Origin of the sequence: Amycolatopsis sp. NPDC005961 (assembly GCF_040629235.1) — a bacterium.
Classification (GTDB): Bacteria; Actinomycetota; Actinomycetes; order Mycobacteriales; family Pseudonocardiaceae; genus Amycolatopsis; species Amycolatopsis camponoti.
In genome coordinates, this window is the sequence record NZ_JBEXVF010000006.1 from 68,657 (window position 1) to 84,043 (window position 15,387).

The 15,387-nt window shown below is 71.8% G+C and carries 15 protein-coding genes and 1 riboswitch; of the genes, 6 read left to right on the plus strand and 9 right to left on the minus strand.

All coding sequences use genetic code 11. From position 1 onward, the window contains the following. Positions 1-14 precede the first annotated feature (14 nt). A complete protein-coding gene (locus tag ABZ342_RS07695; protein ID WP_155545702.1) occupies positions 15-371 on the minus strand; it encodes a nuclear transport factor 2 family protein in 357 nt (118 codons plus the stop codon). A gap of 57 nt (positions 372-428) precedes the next feature. Beyond that, entirely contained in the window at positions 429-938 is a 510-nt protein-coding gene (locus ABZ342_RS07700) for a MarR family winged helix-turn-helix transcriptional regulator (RefSeq protein WP_360469924.1), read from the minus strand. Positions 939-1,046: 108 nt separating this feature from the next. On the opposite strand from ABZ342_RS07700, the gene ABZ342_RS07705 reads away from it, so the two are divergent. The 3 genes from ABZ342_RS07705 to ABZ342_RS07715 all read left to right on the plus strand — a co-directional run bounded on the left by ABZ342_RS07705 (position 1,047) and on the right by ABZ342_RS07715 (position 4,106). Next, entirely contained in the window at positions 1,047-2,819 is a 1,773-nt protein-coding gene (locus ABZ342_RS07705; RefSeq protein WP_360469927.1) for a family 20 glycosylhydrolase, read from the plus strand. Positions 2,820-3,057: 238 nt separating this feature from the next. Continuing rightward, positions 3,058-3,504 carry a pyridoxamine 5'-phosphate oxidase family protein gene (locus ABZ342_RS07710; RefSeq protein WP_155545699.1) on the plus strand — a complete coding sequence of 149 codons (447 nt, stop codon included), beginning with the start codon at positions 3,058-3,060 and terminating at the stop codon, positions 3,502-3,504. A 26-nt stretch (positions 3,505-3,530) separates the two neighbouring features. Then, entirely contained in the window at positions 3,531-4,106 is a 576-nt protein-coding gene (locus tag ABZ342_RS07715; protein WP_360469930.1) for a PH domain-containing protein, read from the plus strand. 3 nt (positions 4,107-4,109) lie between these two features. Here ABZ342_RS07715 and ABZ342_RS07720 read toward each other — a convergent pair whose 3' ends face one another. Continuing rightward, positions 4,110-4,679, minus strand: coding sequence for a Uma2 family endonuclease (locus ABZ342_RS07720; RefSeq protein ID WP_360469932.1), 570 nt, complete (start codon positions 4,677-4,679; stop codon positions 4,110-4,112). Positions 4,680-4,811: 132 nt separating this feature from the next. Then, positions 4,812-6,653, minus strand: coding sequence for a translation elongation factor 4 (gene lepA, locus ABZ342_RS07725; RefSeq protein ID WP_155545696.1), 1,842 nt, complete (start codon positions 6,651-6,653; stop codon positions 4,812-4,814). 115 nt (positions 6,654-6,768) lie between these two features. Here lepA and ABZ342_RS07730 point away from each other — a divergent pair, with 115 nt between their 5' ends. Further along, complete coding sequence (locus tag ABZ342_RS07730) at positions 6,769-7,389, plus strand: class I SAM-dependent methyltransferase (protein ID WP_360469936.1); 621 nt, start codon at positions 6,769-6,771, stop codon at positions 7,387-7,389. Here ABZ342_RS07730 and ABZ342_RS07735 read toward each other — a convergent pair. Then, the gene (locus tag ABZ342_RS07735) at positions 7,386-7,760 is read right to left on the minus strand and encodes a VOC family protein (protein ID WP_155545694.1); all 375 of its coding nucleotides are present in this window, start codon (positions 7,758-7,760) and stop codon (positions 7,386-7,388) included. The two genes, ABZ342_RS07730 and ABZ342_RS07735, sit on opposite strands and share 4 nt — an antisense overlap. 23 nt (positions 7,761-7,783) lie before the next feature. Next, on the minus strand, positions 7,784-8,647 hold the full coding sequence (locus ABZ342_RS07740; RefSeq protein WP_360469939.1) for a DMT family transporter: 864 nt from the start codon (positions 8,645-8,647) through the stop codon (positions 7,784-7,786). A gap of 325 nt (positions 8,648-8,972) precedes the next feature. On the opposite strand from ABZ342_RS07740, the gene rpsT reads away from it, so the two are divergent. Then, a complete protein-coding gene (gene rpsT / locus ABZ342_RS07745) occupies positions 8,973-9,233 on the plus strand; it encodes a 30S ribosomal protein S20 (RefSeq protein ID WP_155545692.1) in 261 nt (86 codons plus the stop codon). 273 nt (positions 9,234-9,506) lie between these two features. Here the strand turns inward: rpsT and holA are convergent, their stop codons facing one another. Further along, positions 9,507-10,487, minus strand: a complete 981-nt coding sequence (gene holA, locus ABZ342_RS07750) for a DNA polymerase III subunit delta (protein WP_155545691.1) — start codon at positions 10,485-10,487, stop codon at positions 9,507-9,509. Between the two features lie 136 nt (positions 10,488-10,623). Then, a riboswitch (SAM riboswitch) is annotated at positions 10,624-10,757 on the plus strand. Between the two features lie 13 nt (positions 10,758-10,770). On the opposite strand from holA, the gene thrC reads away from it, so the two are divergent. Continuing rightward, the gene (gene thrC, locus ABZ342_RS07755) at positions 10,771-12,036 is read left to right on the plus strand and encodes a threonine synthase (protein WP_360469943.1); all 1,266 of its coding nucleotides are present in this window, start codon (positions 10,771-10,773) and stop codon (positions 12,034-12,036) included. 233 nt (positions 12,037-12,269) lie between these two features. Here the strand turns inward: thrC and ABZ342_RS07760 are convergent, their stop codons facing one another. Continuing rightward, the gene (locus tag ABZ342_RS07760; RefSeq protein ID WP_360469946.1) at positions 12,270-14,651 is read right to left on the minus strand and encodes a ComEC/Rec2 family competence protein; all 2,382 of its coding nucleotides are present in this window, start codon (positions 14,649-14,651) and stop codon (positions 12,270-12,272) included. Further along, on the minus strand, positions 14,648-15,367 hold the full coding sequence (locus ABZ342_RS07765) for a ComEA family DNA-binding protein (RefSeq protein WP_360469949.1): 720 nt from the start codon (positions 15,365-15,367) through the stop codon (positions 14,648-14,650). Before ABZ342_RS07765 ends, ABZ342_RS07760 begins: the two co-directional genes overlap by 4 nt. Between the last annotated feature and the right edge of the window lie 20 nt (positions 15,368-15,387).

Below are 15,387 nucleotides of genomic sequence, written 5' to 3' on the forward strand. Positions count from 1 at the left end.
CGAGCGTAATGGCCTCAGCCGGGCAGCAGCATCGTGTAGAGCTTCTTGATGAGCCCGTCTTCGACGAGGGCGACGTCGATGCCGCGCACGACCGGCGGTCCGCCCGCCGGACCGAGCTCCCAGGCGAGGTGGCCCAGGTCGTGGTTGACCAGCACCGGCCCGGCCGCGGCGAACACGAACCCCGGCGACTGGTCCAGCAGCCCCTTGGCCTTGGCGTTCAGCTCCTCGTGGCCGGTCGCGCTGCCTTCGGGATCGACGAACACGACGTCGGCGGCGTAGGTCGCCGCGATCGCCTTCGCGCGCCGTTCGTCGTCGCGTTCGTTGAACACCCCGAGCAGGTTGGCTTCCATCAGCTCGGCCACCGTCGCCATCACACGCTCCTCGTTCCGGGGGACGCCCACCATATTACGTGACATTTCACGTAAATGTCACGGGTGGTCGTCCGGGCGGGGCAGGGTGCCGTGCTCGACGAGCGCGTCGTAGACGCGGTCCAGCAAGGTCGCCAGCTGGGGCATCCCGTCCGGCCCGAGCGTGTCCAGGAACGCCTTCCGCACGAACTCGATGTGGTCCGGCCCGGCTTGGCGCAGCGCCTCCCGGCCGGCCTCGGACAAGGCGACGTCGACGGCCCGGCGGTCCTCGGCGTTGGCACCGGTCTCGACCAGTTCGCGTTCCCGCATCCGCTTGAGGTGGTGCGAAAGCCGGCTGCGTTCCCAGCCGATGCGGATCGCGAGGTCGGTGACCCGCATCCGGCCTTCCGCCTCGCTCGTGAGGGCGACCAGCACGTGGTAGTCGGCGAGCGAGATCCCGCTGTCGGCGCGCAGCTGCCGGTTCAGCTCGTACTCCAGGCGCAGGTGCACCTTCATGTACGCGTACCAGGCGGCCGTCTCGGCGGCCGTCAGCAGCGCGAACGGCGACTCCGGCGCGAGCTCTTCGGCCATGGCGCGAGCTTAACCACCCGACTTGGTCTAGACCATCGCCCGGGGAAATGCGACGATCCGGGCAGGTGCGACGGCGATGTCGCGCCCTTCCCGCCAGGAGGTCCCCCGGTGAAGACTCCCTTCGCGCGGCGGCTCGGCCGCGCGCTCGCCGTGCTGGCGCTGATCGGCGCCAGTACGACCGCAGCCCAGCTGGCCCCGGCCGCGGCGGCCACCCCGGCGCTGCAGTCGATCGTGCCCGTGCCTGCCTCGGTGACCCCGGCGGCCGGCGTCACGTTCCCGCTGGTCTCGACGACGAAGATCGTCACCGAAGCCGGCTCGGCGCCGGCCAAGGACGTCGGCACCTACCTGGCCGGCGTGCTGCGGCCGTCGACCGGCTTCGCGCTGCCGGTGTCCGACGCGCCCGCGTCCGTGCCGTCCGACAGCATCGCGCTGCTGCTGAGCGGCGCGCCCGCTTCCGTCGGCACGCAGGGCTACCAGCTCGTGGCGACGGCGTCTTCGGTCACCCTGCGCGCCCAAACGGCGGACGGGCTCTTCGCGGGCGTCCAGACACTGCGTCAGATGCTGCCGGGCCGGGTCGAAAGCCCCACGGCCCAAGCGGGACCGTGGACCGTCCCGGGCGCGACGATCGTCGACTACCCGCGCTTCGGCTACCGCGGCGCGATGCTCGACGTCGCCCGGCACTTCCACCCGGTGTCGACGGTGAAGCGGTACATCGACGAGCTGGCCCAGTACAAGATCAACAACCTGCACCTGCACCTGGCCGACGACCAGGGCTGGCGCATCCAGATCGACAGCTGGCCCCGCCTGACGACCTACGGCGGCAGCACGCAGGTCGGCGGCGGCGCGGGCGGCTACTACACGAAGGCGCAGTACACGGACATCGTGACCTACGCGGCCTCGCGCCACATCACGGTCATCCCGGAGATCGACATGCCGGGCCACGTGAACGCGGCGCTGGCGTCGTACGCGGAGCTGAACTGCAACGGCGTGGCGCCGGCGCTGCGGACGGACACGGCGGTGGGCTACAGCTCGCTGTGCATCTCGAAGGACATCACGTACACGTTCGTCGGCGACGTCCTGCGCGAGCTGGCGGCGTTGACCCCGGGCCCGTACCTCCACATCGGCGGCGACGAGGCGTCCTCGACGTCGGCGGCGGACTACGTGACCTTCGTGAACAAGGTGCTCCCCCTGGTGGCGGCCACGGGCAAGTCGGTGGTGGGCTGGCACGACATCGCGAAGGCCTCCCTGCCCGCTTCGGCTTCCCCGCAGTTCTGGGGAACCTCCACGTCGGACGCGGGGGTGTCGACGGCGGTCTCCCGCGGCAGCAAGGTGATCCTGTCGCCGGCGAACAAGGCGTACCTGGACATGAAGTACAACAGCTCGACCCCGATCGGCCTGTCGTGGGCGGGCTACATCGAGGTCCAGGACGCGTACGGCTGGAACCCGGGCGCGTACCTGTCGGGGGTCGGCGAGTCGGCGGTCCGCGGAGTGGAATCGCCGCTGTGGGCGGAGACAGTGGTGACCCCCGCGGACATCGACTACCTGGCGTTCCCGCGCCTGGCGGCGCACGCCGAGCTGGGCTGGTCCCCGTGGTCGACCCACGACTGGACGGCGTTCCGCACCCGCCTGGGCGCGCAGGCCCCGCGCTGGGTGGCGCAGGGGATCAACTTCTACCGGTCGTCGCAGGTTGCCTGGGACACCGGCGGGACGACGAACCCGGGCGCGTGCGCGGACCCGGCTTGGGCGGCGTCGCAGGTGTACACGGGCGGGAACGTGGTGTCGCACAACGGCCACAAGTGGACGGCCAAGTGGTGGACGCAGGGCGAGGAGCCGGGGACAACGGGCCAGTGGGGAGTGTGGACCGACAACGGCGCCTGCTGAAGCGTCTTGGCCCAGCCCGGGATGGGGTCAGCCCTCGTGACCCTCCGGGTCCCGGTCCACGAGCTGGTCGAAGAGGCGCGGGGTGCCGCCCACTCCGGGTGTCCACCACCGCGTTCCGGCGATCGGACGGCGATTTCCCGTCGGCGTGTGGCCGGCGCCGGGTTGTGCGGACGGTCAGCGCCGCACCGCACCCGGTGAAACCGGAACACAGGGTTCGCCCGGCGGGTTAAGTTGAGGCATGAGCGTTGATCTCGAGCAGGTTCGCGAGCTGTCGCTGCGGGAAAACGGCCTGGCCACCGTCGCCACGACGCGGGGCGACGGCACCGTTCACTCCTCCGTCGTCAACGCCGGTGTCTTCGCCGACCCGGTGACCGGCGCGCCCGGTGTCGCGTACGTCGCCGTCGGGCGGGCGCACAAGCTCGCGCTGCTGCGGCGGGCCGGGCACGCCACCGTGACCTTCCGCCGCGGCTGGAACTGGGTCTCCGTCACCGGCGCGACCCACCTCATCGGGCCGGACGACCCCGACCCCGCCTTCGACCCCGCGGGCCTGCCGAAGCTCCTGCGCGACGTCTTCGTCGCCGCCACCGGCACCCACGACGACTGGGACGAGTACGACCGCGTCATGGCCGAAGAGCGGCGGGTCGCGGTGTTCGTCACGGCGGACCGGATAATCGGCAACCCCTGACCCGCCCGGCCCGAGGAGTCGACCCGTTGCCCGAGTCCCCGCCCCGCGTCACCACGCCGGTCAAGGTCCTGATCGGCGTGCTCCTCGTCGCCGACGCCGGCTTCGGCGCGGCCCTGATCGCCGGCCTGGTGCGCGACCTCTCGCCGTGGCTGATCGGCGGCGCCTACGCGGCGACCGTGCTCCTCGCCGTCGTGGCCTTCCGTCTGTCGCGCGCCCGCACGCTCAAGCGCGGCTTCGCGGGCCTTCGCGACCTGACCGTCGGTGAGGAGGGCCTCCGCGTGCCCGCGGGCACCCTCAGCACGCGGCTGATCCCGTGGTCGCAGATCGCCGACGTCTCCACCCGCCGCTCGGCCCGGTTCGGCGACGGCTTCCTGCGCGACGCGCTCTGGGTCGACCTGATCACCGGCGAAGGCGTCGAGAGCTCGGTGCAGCGGTACGCGCCCCGCGGCCGCCTCGCACCGGCGCCGCCCCAGAGACGCCAGTTCGAGCAGACGGCGATCCTCGACCCGGCCCTGTTCGACGCGGTGGTCGACCGCGTCCGGAAGGAGCTGCGCCACCGGCAGCTCCACGCCCAGCTGCGCGGCACGCCCCGCATCCGCTGACGGTCAGCCGAGCCTCCCCAGGAGGTCCTTCGGCACGATCCGCACCGGGAACGGCCGCTCGGCCTCGAACGGTTCGTCACCGGCCGCCTTGCCGACCTGGTGGTAGTGGCCGTCTTCGTCCAGCTCGAACACGGTGAGCGCGGGCTCGACCGGATCGATCACCCAGTAAGCGGCCACGCCCAGCCGCTCATAGACCGCCTTCTTGGTGTTGAGGTCGTGGATCGCGGTACTCGGCGACAGCACTTCGACCGCCAGTACCGGCGGCACCGGGAGATCCTTCTCGGTGAAGTCTTCGTCCCGGCCGACCAGGACATCCGGCTGCAGCTCGATCTCGTCACCGTGATGCACCGCGAACGGCGCCCCGACGACCTCGAACTCGGGCGGGCACGAAGCCTCCAGGACGCCATAGAGCCGGTAGGCGATCTTCTGATGTCTTCTTCCCGGCGCGGGGCTCACGATGAGCACCCCATCGATGAGCTCGTAACGTCGGCCGTCATACGGGATCCCCTCGAGGTCGCGCACCGTCAAGGGGCCCGAATCGGTGGGATGCTCGATGTCCGCCATGACCGTCATGGTGCTCTCCTTTCGCTCTTCGCACCAGAGCGAACCAGACAGCACCGACAGAAACCGCCTCGAACACGGGTTCGGCGCCCATATTCACGCGGTGGCGTGAATATGGGCGCCGTTGTCACATCAGTGGAACAGTTACTTCTTGTTCTTCCCGGAGTCCTCAGTGGACAGTGCGGCGACGAAGGCCTCCTGCGGGACCTCGACCCGGCCCACGGTCTTCATCCGCTTCTTGCCTTCCTTCTGCTTTTCCAGCAGCTTGCGCTTACGCGAAATGTCACCGCCGTAGCACTTGGCCAGAACGTCCTTGCGGATCGCGCGAATGGTTTCGCGGGCGATGATCCGGGCGCCGATGGCCGCCTGGATCGGCACCTCGAAGTTCTGCCGCGGGATCAGCTCGCGCAGCCGGTTCACCATGCGGTTGCCGTAGTTGTAGGCGTCGTCCTTGTGCACGATCGCGGAGAACGCGTCCACGGCCTCGCCCTGCAGCAGGATGTCCACCTTGACCAGGTCCGCCGCCTGCGTGCCGGCCTCTTCGTAGTCCAGCGACGCGTAGCCGCGCGTACGCGACTTCAGCGTGTCGAAGAAGTCGAAGATGATTTCGCCCAGCGGCATGTTGTACCGCAGCTCGACGCGGTCCTCGGACAGGTAGTCCATGCCGAGCAGCTGTCCGCGCTTGTTCTGGCACAGCTCCATGATCGTGCCGATGAACTCCGACGGCGCCAGGATGCTGACCTTGCTGACCGGCTCCAGCACCTTGTCGATCTTGCTGCCGGTCGGCCAGTCCGACGGGTTGGTGACGTGGATTTCCTTGCCGTCGTCCAGCACGACGTCGTAGACCACGTTGGGCGCCGTCGAGATCAGGTCGAGGCCGAACTCGCGCTCGAGCCGGTCGCGCGTGATCTCCAGGTGCAGCAGGCCGAGGAAGCCGCAGCGGAAGCCGAAGCCCAGCGCCACCGACGTCTCCGGCTCGTAGTCGAGCGCGGCGTCGTTCAGCTGGAGCTTGTCCAGCGCCTCGCGCAGCTCGGGGTAGTCGGACCCGTCCACCGGATACAGTCCGGAGTAGACCATCGGCTTCGGTTCGCGGTATCCGGCCAGCGCTTCCTTCGCGCCGTTGCGCTCGGACGTCACGGTGTCGCCGACCTTCGACTGGCGGACGTCCTTCACGCCGGTGATCAGGTAGCCGACCTCGCCGACGCCGAGTCCCTTGCTGGCCTTCGGCTCCGGCGAGATGATGCCGACTTCCAGCAGCTCGTGGGTGGCGCCGGTGGACATCATCTTGATGCGCTCGCGCGGGGTGATCTTGCCGTCGACGACGCGGATGTAGGTGACGACGCCGCGGTAGGTGTCGTATACCGAGTCGAAGATCATCGCGCGGGCCGGTGCGTCCGCGTCGCCCTGCGGCGCCGGGACCGACTTCACGACCTCGTCGAGCAGCGCGCCGACGCCCATGCCGGTCTTGGCCGAGACCCGCAGCACGTCGTCCGGCTCGCAGCCGATGATGTGGGCCAGCTCACCCGCGTACTTGTCGGGGTCGGCCGAGGGCAGGTCGATCTTGTTGAGCACCGGGATGATCTGGAGGTTGTTCTCCAGCGCGAGATAGAGGTTGGCCAGCGTCTGGGCCTCGATCCCCTGCGCGGCGTCGACCAGCAGGACGGCGCCTTCGCACGCCTCCAGCGCCCGGGAGACCTCGTAGGTGAAGTCGACGTGGCCCGGGGTGTCGATCATGTGCAGGACGTGGTCCTGGCCGTCGACCTGCCAGGGCAGCCGGACGTTCTGGGCCTTGATCGTGATCCCGCGCTCGCGCTCGATGTCCATCCGGTCGAGGTACTGAGCGCGCATGGCCCGCTCTTCCACGACGCCGGTGAGCTGCAGCATGCGGTCGGCCAGGGTGGACTTGCCGTGGTCGATGTGCGCGATGATGCAGAAGTTCCGGATGAGCTCCGGAGGCGTGAAGGTCGTGTCGGCGAACGTCGTCACTCGAATGAGTCCTCGGAAAGTCGGGGATGGCCACCTCTATGCTCCCATGGCCCTCCGGGTGCCAGTGGGGGTCATCCCCGATGCGGGCTTCCGTGATCCGTGGTGCCCTCGAAGTATGAGCACTTCGCACCAGCCGGCACCCCCTCCCCAGCCGGAGACCAGCGGCTTCGCCCGCGTTCTCGACCGTGCGTTCGGTCACCCCTCCGGCCCGCTCGGCCGCCTCGGCGGCTGGGTGATGGCGCGGGGCAACGCCGCCACCGAGCAGCGCGTCGTCGACCTGGCCCGGATCGAACCGGACGAGACCGTCCTGGTCGTCGGCCCCGGCCCCGGCGTCGGCCTGGACGCCGCCGCGCGGCTGGCCGGGCGCGCCATCGGTGTCGACCCCTCCCCCGAGATGCTCGGGCTCTGCCACGAGCGCTGCGACGACCGCGCCGAGCTGCGCGAAGGGTCGGCGGCCCGCACCGGCGAGCCCGACGGGTCCGTCGACGTCGTGCTGACCGTCAACAACGTCATGCTCTGGGACGACCGCGCGGCCGGGTTCGCCGAGCTGCTCCGCGTGCTGCGGCCCGGCGGGCGGCTGCTGCTGTCCGCGCACGAGAAGTGGCTGCCCGTGAGCAGGCACGTCCTGGCCGACGAAGCCGCCGAAGCGGGCTTCGCCGACCTGCAGACGTGGACCTGGGACCCGCCCGGCTTCGCCGCGCTGGCCGCGCAGCTGCGCGCCGTCAAGCCCGTCTAACGGGTGTCCACCCGGATGGGGTGGCCCTCGGGCACCTCGACCAGCACGATCCGCGTGCCTTCCGGGTCGGCGATCCAGGCCTCGTCGAGGCCCCAGGGCTCGCGCTGGGCGCCCCGCACCGGCTCCAAGCCCCGTTCCTTGAGGTCGGCCAGGGTGCCGGCGAGGTCGCGGACCTGCAGCCAGAGCACCAGATCGGGCGACGCGCCCGTCTCGCCCCGGCCGGAGACCTCCAGGGAGCCGTGGCCGAGGAAGAACACCGTGCCGCCGGGGAACTCACGCTCCACGGCCAGGCCGAGGGTGTCGCGGTAGAACGCCGTCGTCGCCTCGGCGTCGCGCGCGCGGACGATCAGCCTGCTCTTCAGGACTTCCATCCGACCATCCCTACCGGACGCGCTCAGGCCGCCGCAATCGCGGCGATGCCGGACAGCACGATCACCGACCCGACGAGCCGCCGCACGGCGTCGCTTTCGCCCAGCACCAGCCAGGCGGCGAGGCCGCCGAGCACGATGCTCAGCTCCCGGGCGGGCGCGACCAGGCTGACCGGCGCCATCGTGAGGGCGAACAGCACGAGGATGTACGCGATCGGCGAAAGCAGCCCGACGACGAACACCTCACGGCGCTGCTCGCGCCAGATCCGCGTCACCTCCGCGCGACCGGCCAGCGCGCCGGGCAGGAGCAGCACGCTCTGCAGGACCGAGCCGAGGCCGAAGTAGACGACCGGCGGCACGCCGAGGCCGGTCACCGAGTGCGCGTCCCAGAGGGTGTAGCCGGCGATGACGGCCCCGGTCAGGAGGCCGTAGAGGATGCCGGCCTTGACGGCCTTCGGGTCGCCGCTCCGGCGGCCGGTGCTGATCACGAGCACCCCGGCGATCACCAGGAACGCGCCGAGCAGGCCGAGCCGGCCGGGCCGTTCGCCGAGCACGAGGACGGCGGCCAGCACCGACAGCAGCGGCCCGGTGCCCCGCGCGACGGGGTACACGACGGAGAGGTCGCCGACGCGGTACCCGCGCTGCAGCACGATGCCGTAGACGATGTGCAGCACCGACGTGACCACCGCGGCCACCAGCCAGCTCCACTGTGGACGGTCGTCTTCCACGACGAGCAGCACGACCGTGACCGGCAGCAGCACGACGGCGGAAGCGGTGTAGTAGAGCCAGACGAACTGGGTGCCACCGGAGGAGATCCGCTTGGCGGCCAGGTTCCACGCGGCGTGCACGACGGCGGCGACGAGGACGAGCGAGAGGGCGGTGGTGTTCATGGGACCCTTCGGGTTTTCGCGCGCGCGAAAACCGGGTCCTCCAGGCTTTTGCCCCGTCAGATGAACGACCGGCCGTCCGGGCCCGCCGATGGTGCCGCTCGGACCAGACCCGCCGGTCCTGGTTGTGTGGAGCGGGAGCGCGGACCGGCGGCGGAACCCTAGGCACTGCCGCCGCCCACGGTACTCCCGGCTCCGGCCGCCCGCGGCCCGGCTGTTAAAGTGGTCGCTCGCTGCCCGTGCGGCATTCCGTCATGGAGGAAACCCGCTTTCCGCGGGGCCACTTCAGCGCGGCGGCGATCTCACCGAGTGAAACAGGAGTTGCCCTATGGCCAACATCAAGTCGCAGATCAAGCGCATCACGACGAACGAGAAGGCGCGTCAGCGCAACCAGGCGATCCGGTCCTCGGTGAAGACCGCGATCCGCAAGGTTCGCGAAGCCGCCGAGTCCGGCGACAAGGCCAAGGCCGTCGAGCTGCAGCGCGACGCCGCCCAGAAGCTGGACAAGGCCGTCTCGAAGGGCGTCATCCACGCCAACCAGGCCGCCAACAAGAAGTCGGCGCTGGCGAAGCGCGTCAACGCGCTCTGAGCTGGTTGATTTCTGGGCTGTTTGATTTCCAAGAGAGCCCCGGCTTCGGCCGGGGCTCTCTTCATGCCCGGAGCTTGCGCGGCGCCGGCCCATTCCCGCGAGCGGCAGAGCCGCACCCGCCGGTCGCTTGCCGCGAGCCCTGAGCAGTACCCGCGTACGGCAACGCCGACCGCGCGAGACCCCGTCATGACCGCCCGCGCGGGAGCCGCGGTGGGCGCGGCGGGAGCCGGTGGGCGCGGCGGGAGCCGGTGGGCGCGGCTCGTTTCACCGCCGTCAGCGGTCGCCCTTGGCGGCCGCTACCTCGAGGACCGCGCGCTCCAACGCGTAGCCCGGGTCGGCCGCCACGCCCTTGACCTCGGCGTTCAGCCTCGCCACCACGCGCATCGCCGTCGCCAGGCCGTCCTGGTTCCAGCCTCGGACCTGGCCCTGGGCCTTGCGGATCTTCCACGGCGGCATGCCCAGCTCGCCGGCCAGCTGGTTCGGGTTGCCCCGGCCCGCGCCCGAGACCCGGGCGATCGTGCGGACCGCATCGGCCAGCGCGTCCGCCACCAGGACGTGCGGGACGCCCAGCTGCATCGCCCAGCGCAGCGACTCCAGCGCCGCCGAACGGTCGCCGCTCACGGCCTTCTCCGCGACCGCGAAGCCCGTCACGTCCGCGCGCCCGCGGTGGTAGCGATGGACTGCGTCCGCGTCGACGGTTCCGCCGGCGTCCGCCACCAGCTGCGTCGCCGCCGAGGAGAGTTCTCGCAGGTCGGACCCCACGGCGTCGATCAGCGCGGCGACTCCGCCCGGGTCGATCTTGCCGCCCGCGCGGCGCACCTCGTGCCGCACGAACTGCTCGCGCTCGGCCGGCTTGGTCATCTTCGGGCACTCGGTCACCTCCGCGCCGGCCTTCTTCAGCACCGCCGGGAGCGTCTTGCCCGCCTTGCTGCGCCCGCCGCCGGTGTGCACGACGACCAGCACGACGCCGTCCGCCGGGTCCTTCAGGTAGGACGCCACCGCGTCGGAGAGCTCCTGCGAGATGTCCTGCGCCGACTCCAAGACGATCACGCGACCCTCGCTGAACAGCGACGGGCTGACGAGTTCGGCCAGCTCGGGAGCTGTGAGATCCGACACCCGGACGCGAGTCAGCTCGGCCGTGGCGTCGAGCGCGCGGGACGCGGCGAGCGTCTCCCGCACGGCGCGCTCGATCAGCAGTTCTTCCTCACCCAGGACCAGGTGCAGCGGGGCCGGGGCGGTGGCTTGCGCGGTCACGGGTGGATCCTCTCACTTGCGGTCTCGTGCGCCCGCTCCGGTGATGTCGAGCGGCCACCATGGCACAGCGTGAGCGCCATGTCGTACGGTGTCCTCGAGGCGGCGCGCTTCTTGGCGCGCACCGACAACCGAATACCGCTCATCCAGAGGGGCAGAGGGAACGGCCCGACGAAGCCCCGGCAACCGGCGTACAGCCTGTCATCCCGCGATCGCGGGATAGCTGACGACCACGGTGCCAATTCCGGCCCGCTTCGGCGGGGCAGATGAGGAAAGGAACCTCGCGATGACCGCCACCCTCGGAACGACCTCCACCACGAAGACCCCGGATCTCGGTCCCGCCGTCGAACTGGTGTCGAAGGAAGAGGGCCACCGGCAGCCGCTCGCCCCGGAGTTCGTCTCCGCCGAGGACTTCTCGCCGCTCGAGGTCGCCTACGACTTCGGCCGCGTCCGCCGCGAAGACATCGAGGCCGGCCCCAAGAACATCTGGCGCTACAAGAAGCTCCTCCCGGTGCCGTCCAACATCGAAGAGATCCCGAACACCGAGCCCGGCGCGACCCGGCTGATCCGCGCCGACCGCCTCGCCAAGGAACTCGGCCTCAAGCGCTTGTGGGTCAAGGACGACACCGGCAACCCGACGCACTCCTTCAAGGACCGCGTGGTCGCCGTCGCGCTGGCCGCGGCCCGCGAGTTCGGGTTCGAGGTGCTCGCCTGTCCGTCGACCGGCAACCTGGCCAACGCGACGGCCGCCGCCGCGGCCCGCGCGGGCTGGCGGTCGGTCGTGCTGATCCCGAAGACCCTCGAGCGCGCCAAGATCCTCACCACCGCGGTCTACGACGGCGACCTGATCGCCGTCGACGGCAACTACGACGACGTCAACCGCCTCGCCACCGAGCTCGCCGGTGAGCACCCGAAGTGGGCGTTCGTCAACGTGAACGTCCGGCCGTACTACTCGGAAGGCTCGAAGACGCTGGCCTTCGAGGTCGCGGAGCAGCTCGGCTGGCGCATCCCGCCGCAGATCGTCGTGCCGATCGCCTCCGGTTCGCAGTTGACCAAGGTGGACAAGGGTTTCCGCGAGCTGGGCCAGCTCGGCCTCGTGGACGCCAGCCCGTACAAGGTGTTCGGCGCGCAGGCCACCGGTTGCTCGCCGGTGTCGGCCGCGTTCCGCGCCGGCCAGGACGTGGTCCAGCCGGTGAAGCCGGACACGATCGCCAAATCCCTGGCGATCGGCAACCCCGCCGACGGCCCCTACGTGCTCGACATCGTCAACCGCACCGGCGGCGCGATCGAGGACGTCACCGACGAAGAGGTCGTCGAGGGCATCCGGCTGCTGGCCCGCACCGAAGGCATCTTCACCGAGACCGCGGGCGGGGTCACCGTCGCGACGGCGAAGAAGCTGGTCGAGACCGGCAAGCTGGACCCGGACGCCGAGACGGTGCTCCTGATCACCGGCGACGGCCTCAAGACCCTCGACGCGGTCGAGAACCACATCGGCCCGAAGGCGACCGTGCCCGCGTCCGCCAAGGCAGTGAACGAGGCGCTCGGTTACTGACGTCCCCGCCGGGGCGGGTTCGCTGCCCGCCCCGGCGAGTGCCTCCTTTCGGGGTCTTATTGCGGACAGGGCGACTTCGCTCAACGGCGAGGCAGACCACGTGCTGGGCCGCCCGCTACGGCTGCGCCACCCGCATCGGTCCGGCCAACGCCGCAGGCTGTTCGTCAAAGCGATCAAGAAGCTCGATTACTGACCTCCGCAGCCGGGCGGGCTTGCGGAAGCCCGCTCCGGCTTCAGCGGCGCGGCGGGCCGCGCGGCTCGCCCCGTCGCGCTACCGCCGGGCCTGCCGGGTCGCCGAGCACCGCGGTGTCGCCGTCCATGTCGGTCCGGGTGACCAAGGCTCCGAGCGCCGTCAAGGTGTCCATTGTGGACTTGTTCGGGTGCCCGTAGGTGTTGCCCGCGCCCACGCTGACCAATGCCACCCGCGGCCCCACCGCCGCGAGGAATGCCGGCAACGAGTAGCGCGAGCCGTGGTGGGGGACCTTCAACACCTCCGCTTTCAGGTCGTCGCCGTCGGCCAGCAGGTCGGCCTGGGCCGCCAGTTCGACGTCGCCGGTCAGGAGTACCCGGCCGGCCGGGGTCCGTGCTCGCAGGACGACCGAGCTGTTGTTGATCGTCGTGCCGTCCTGCAGACCGGCCGAACGCTCCGGCACGTAGCGCGGGCCGAGCACGTCGAGCGACAGCCCGGGCCACGCCAGCCGCTCCCCCGGGCTCAGCTCCACCAGGGGCACCCCCTGCCGGCGAGCCTCCGCGGCGACCTGCCGCCACGCCCACTCCGGCGCCCGCCCCGGGCCGACGGCGATCCCGCCGACCGCCCGGCCGTCGAAGACCGATGTCAGCCCGCCGATGTGGTCGGCGTGCAGGTGGCTCAGCACCAGCAGCGGGATCCGGTCGACCGCCAGCCGGTGCAGGCACTCGTCGACCGGCCCCGGCTCGGGTCCGGTGTCCACGACGACCGCGCGTCCCGGCTCGGCGGTCGCCAGCACGACGGCGTCGCCCTGCCCGACGTCGCACTCGACCATCGCCCAGTTCGGCGGTGGCCACGCCGGCGCGAGCACCCGGACCGGAACGAAGACCAGCAGCGCGCCGACGACCAGCGCCGCCATTACCAGCCGCACGCGCCGGCGCCGGGCGGCCAGCACCAGCACCGCCAGCACGGCGGCCGCGAGCAGCCCGCCCGACCAGCCGCCGGGCCAGGCGACGACCGCGCCGGGAGCCCGCGCGCCGTGGCGCGCCACGGTGATCAGCCACCGGGCCTCCGGGTCGGCCAGGTGCACCAGGACCTTCCCGGCACCCGGCCACCAAGGCCCGATCACCGTCGCCAGCACGCCGAGCACCGTCGCGGGGGCCACGACGGGCGCGGCGAGGACGTTGGTCAGCACCGAAACCAGGCTCACCGTGCCCGCCATGCCCGCGATGACCGGCGCCGTCACGAGGAAGGCCGCCAACGGGATCGCCAGCCCTTCGGCGAATCCCGGCGGGACACCGCGACGAGCCAGCGCGACGGCCCAGCGGGGCGCGAGGAGGACCAGCCCGGCCGTGGCGAACACCGACAGCGCGAACCCGAAGTCCGTCGCCATCGCCGGATCCGTCACCACCAGCGCGGCCACCGCGAAAGCCAGTGCGGGCAACGCCGAGCCTCGCTTGCCCAGCGCCAGAGCCAGCAACGCGACCGCCGCCATCACCCCGGCCCGCAGCACGCTCGGCTCCGGGCCGACCAGGACGAGGAACCCCACCAGGCACGCACCGGCCGCCACCGCCGACAGCCGCGGCCCGAGCCGCACCAGCCGCAGCAAGAGCAGCACCGCGCCGCACGCCACGGCCAGGTTTCCCCCGCTGACCGCGGTCAGGTGAGCGAGCCCGGCGGTGACGAACTCCTGCTCGACCCGCGGCGACAGCCCGCTCGTGTCGCCCAGGACCAGCCCCGGCAGCAAGCCGGCCGGTTCCTCCTGCAGGACCTGGCACAGGTCGTGGAGTCCGGCGCGCAGCCCGGCCGCGGTCCGCTGCCACCACGGCGCCGGCCCGAGGTCTCCCGGCGGGCCGCGCACGGACAGCACCGCGACGGTCAGGTCCGAGCCGCGCGGTGACATGAGCAGGCCGCTCGCCGTCACCTCCTGGCCCGGCAGCAGCGAAGCCCACTGGGCGACCGGCGCCAGCAGCAGGACGCGTCCGGACGACGTCACGGGCCGACCGTCGACCGACGCCGTGCGGACGTCGGCCGTCAGCACCACCGATCGGGCACCGGCCTGCTGATCGGCGTAGCCGGCGCTGCGCACGGGCTTCGGCCGCTCGGCGACGACGACCCGCAGCGACGCGGGGAGCCCGTCGGCCGAGGCCGCGCGGAGGTCGTCGCGCTGCGCCTCCCGGATCCGCCAGGCGACCGGGCCCGCGGCGACCAGTCCCAGCACCAGCAGGGCAGCCGCCGCGCCGAGCACCCGGGGACGCCCCCGCGCCCGCCAGAGCAGCAGCCCGGCGACCACCGCCGAAGCGAGGCCGAGTGCCACCGCCGTCCACCAGCCCAGCAGCAGCCCGCCGAGGGCGGCCAGCCAGCACGCCAGCGCCGCCGGGACGAGTCGCATGTCCTGCCGGGTGTCGGTCGTGGGCAGGGTGCTCATCCGACCGTCACCTTCTCCCGCAGTTTTTGAAACTTGCTTTCGCCGATGCCGCCGACGTCGCGCAGTTGCTCGACCTTCGTGAAGCCGCCGTGCTCGGTGCGCCACTGGACGATCCGCTGGGCCGTCACCTCGCCGACGCCGGGCAGCGTGTCCAGCTGGTCTGCGCTCGCCGCGTTGAGGTCGACCTTCGCGTCCGCCGGGGCACCGGCCGGCGCGGCCGCGGGCGCCGGGATCCCGACCGCGAGCTGCTCGCCGTCGGTCACCCGGCGGGCGAGGTTGAGCGCGCTCAGGTCCGCGCCGGGCTCGGCCCCGCCGACGGCCCGCAGGACGTCCGCGACCCGGGCGCCCTGGACCACGGTGACCAGGCCGGGCGACCGGACCCGGCCGATCACGCTGACGACGAGACCCGCCTGGGGTGCGGCCCGGGCCGGTGCTTCGCTCGCCGGTTTCGCGCTGGGCAGTGCGGGCGGGGGCTCGGGTACCGGCGGGCCGCCGAAGAGCGCGACCGAGCCGAGGACGATCACCACGACCGACACGAGGACACCGGCGAACGCCCACCGGCGGCGGCCGGCACCGGCCGGACCGCCCGGCAGCCAGCGCCGGACCAGCCGGCCACCGGGCCCGACCGTGCTCGCGTCGGGCGAGAGCTGGTCGGCCAGCCAGGCGAGCCGGTCGTTGACGGGGAGGCCCGGATCCCGGGCGGGCTGCTCGAACACACGATCGACGTTAGGGCTCG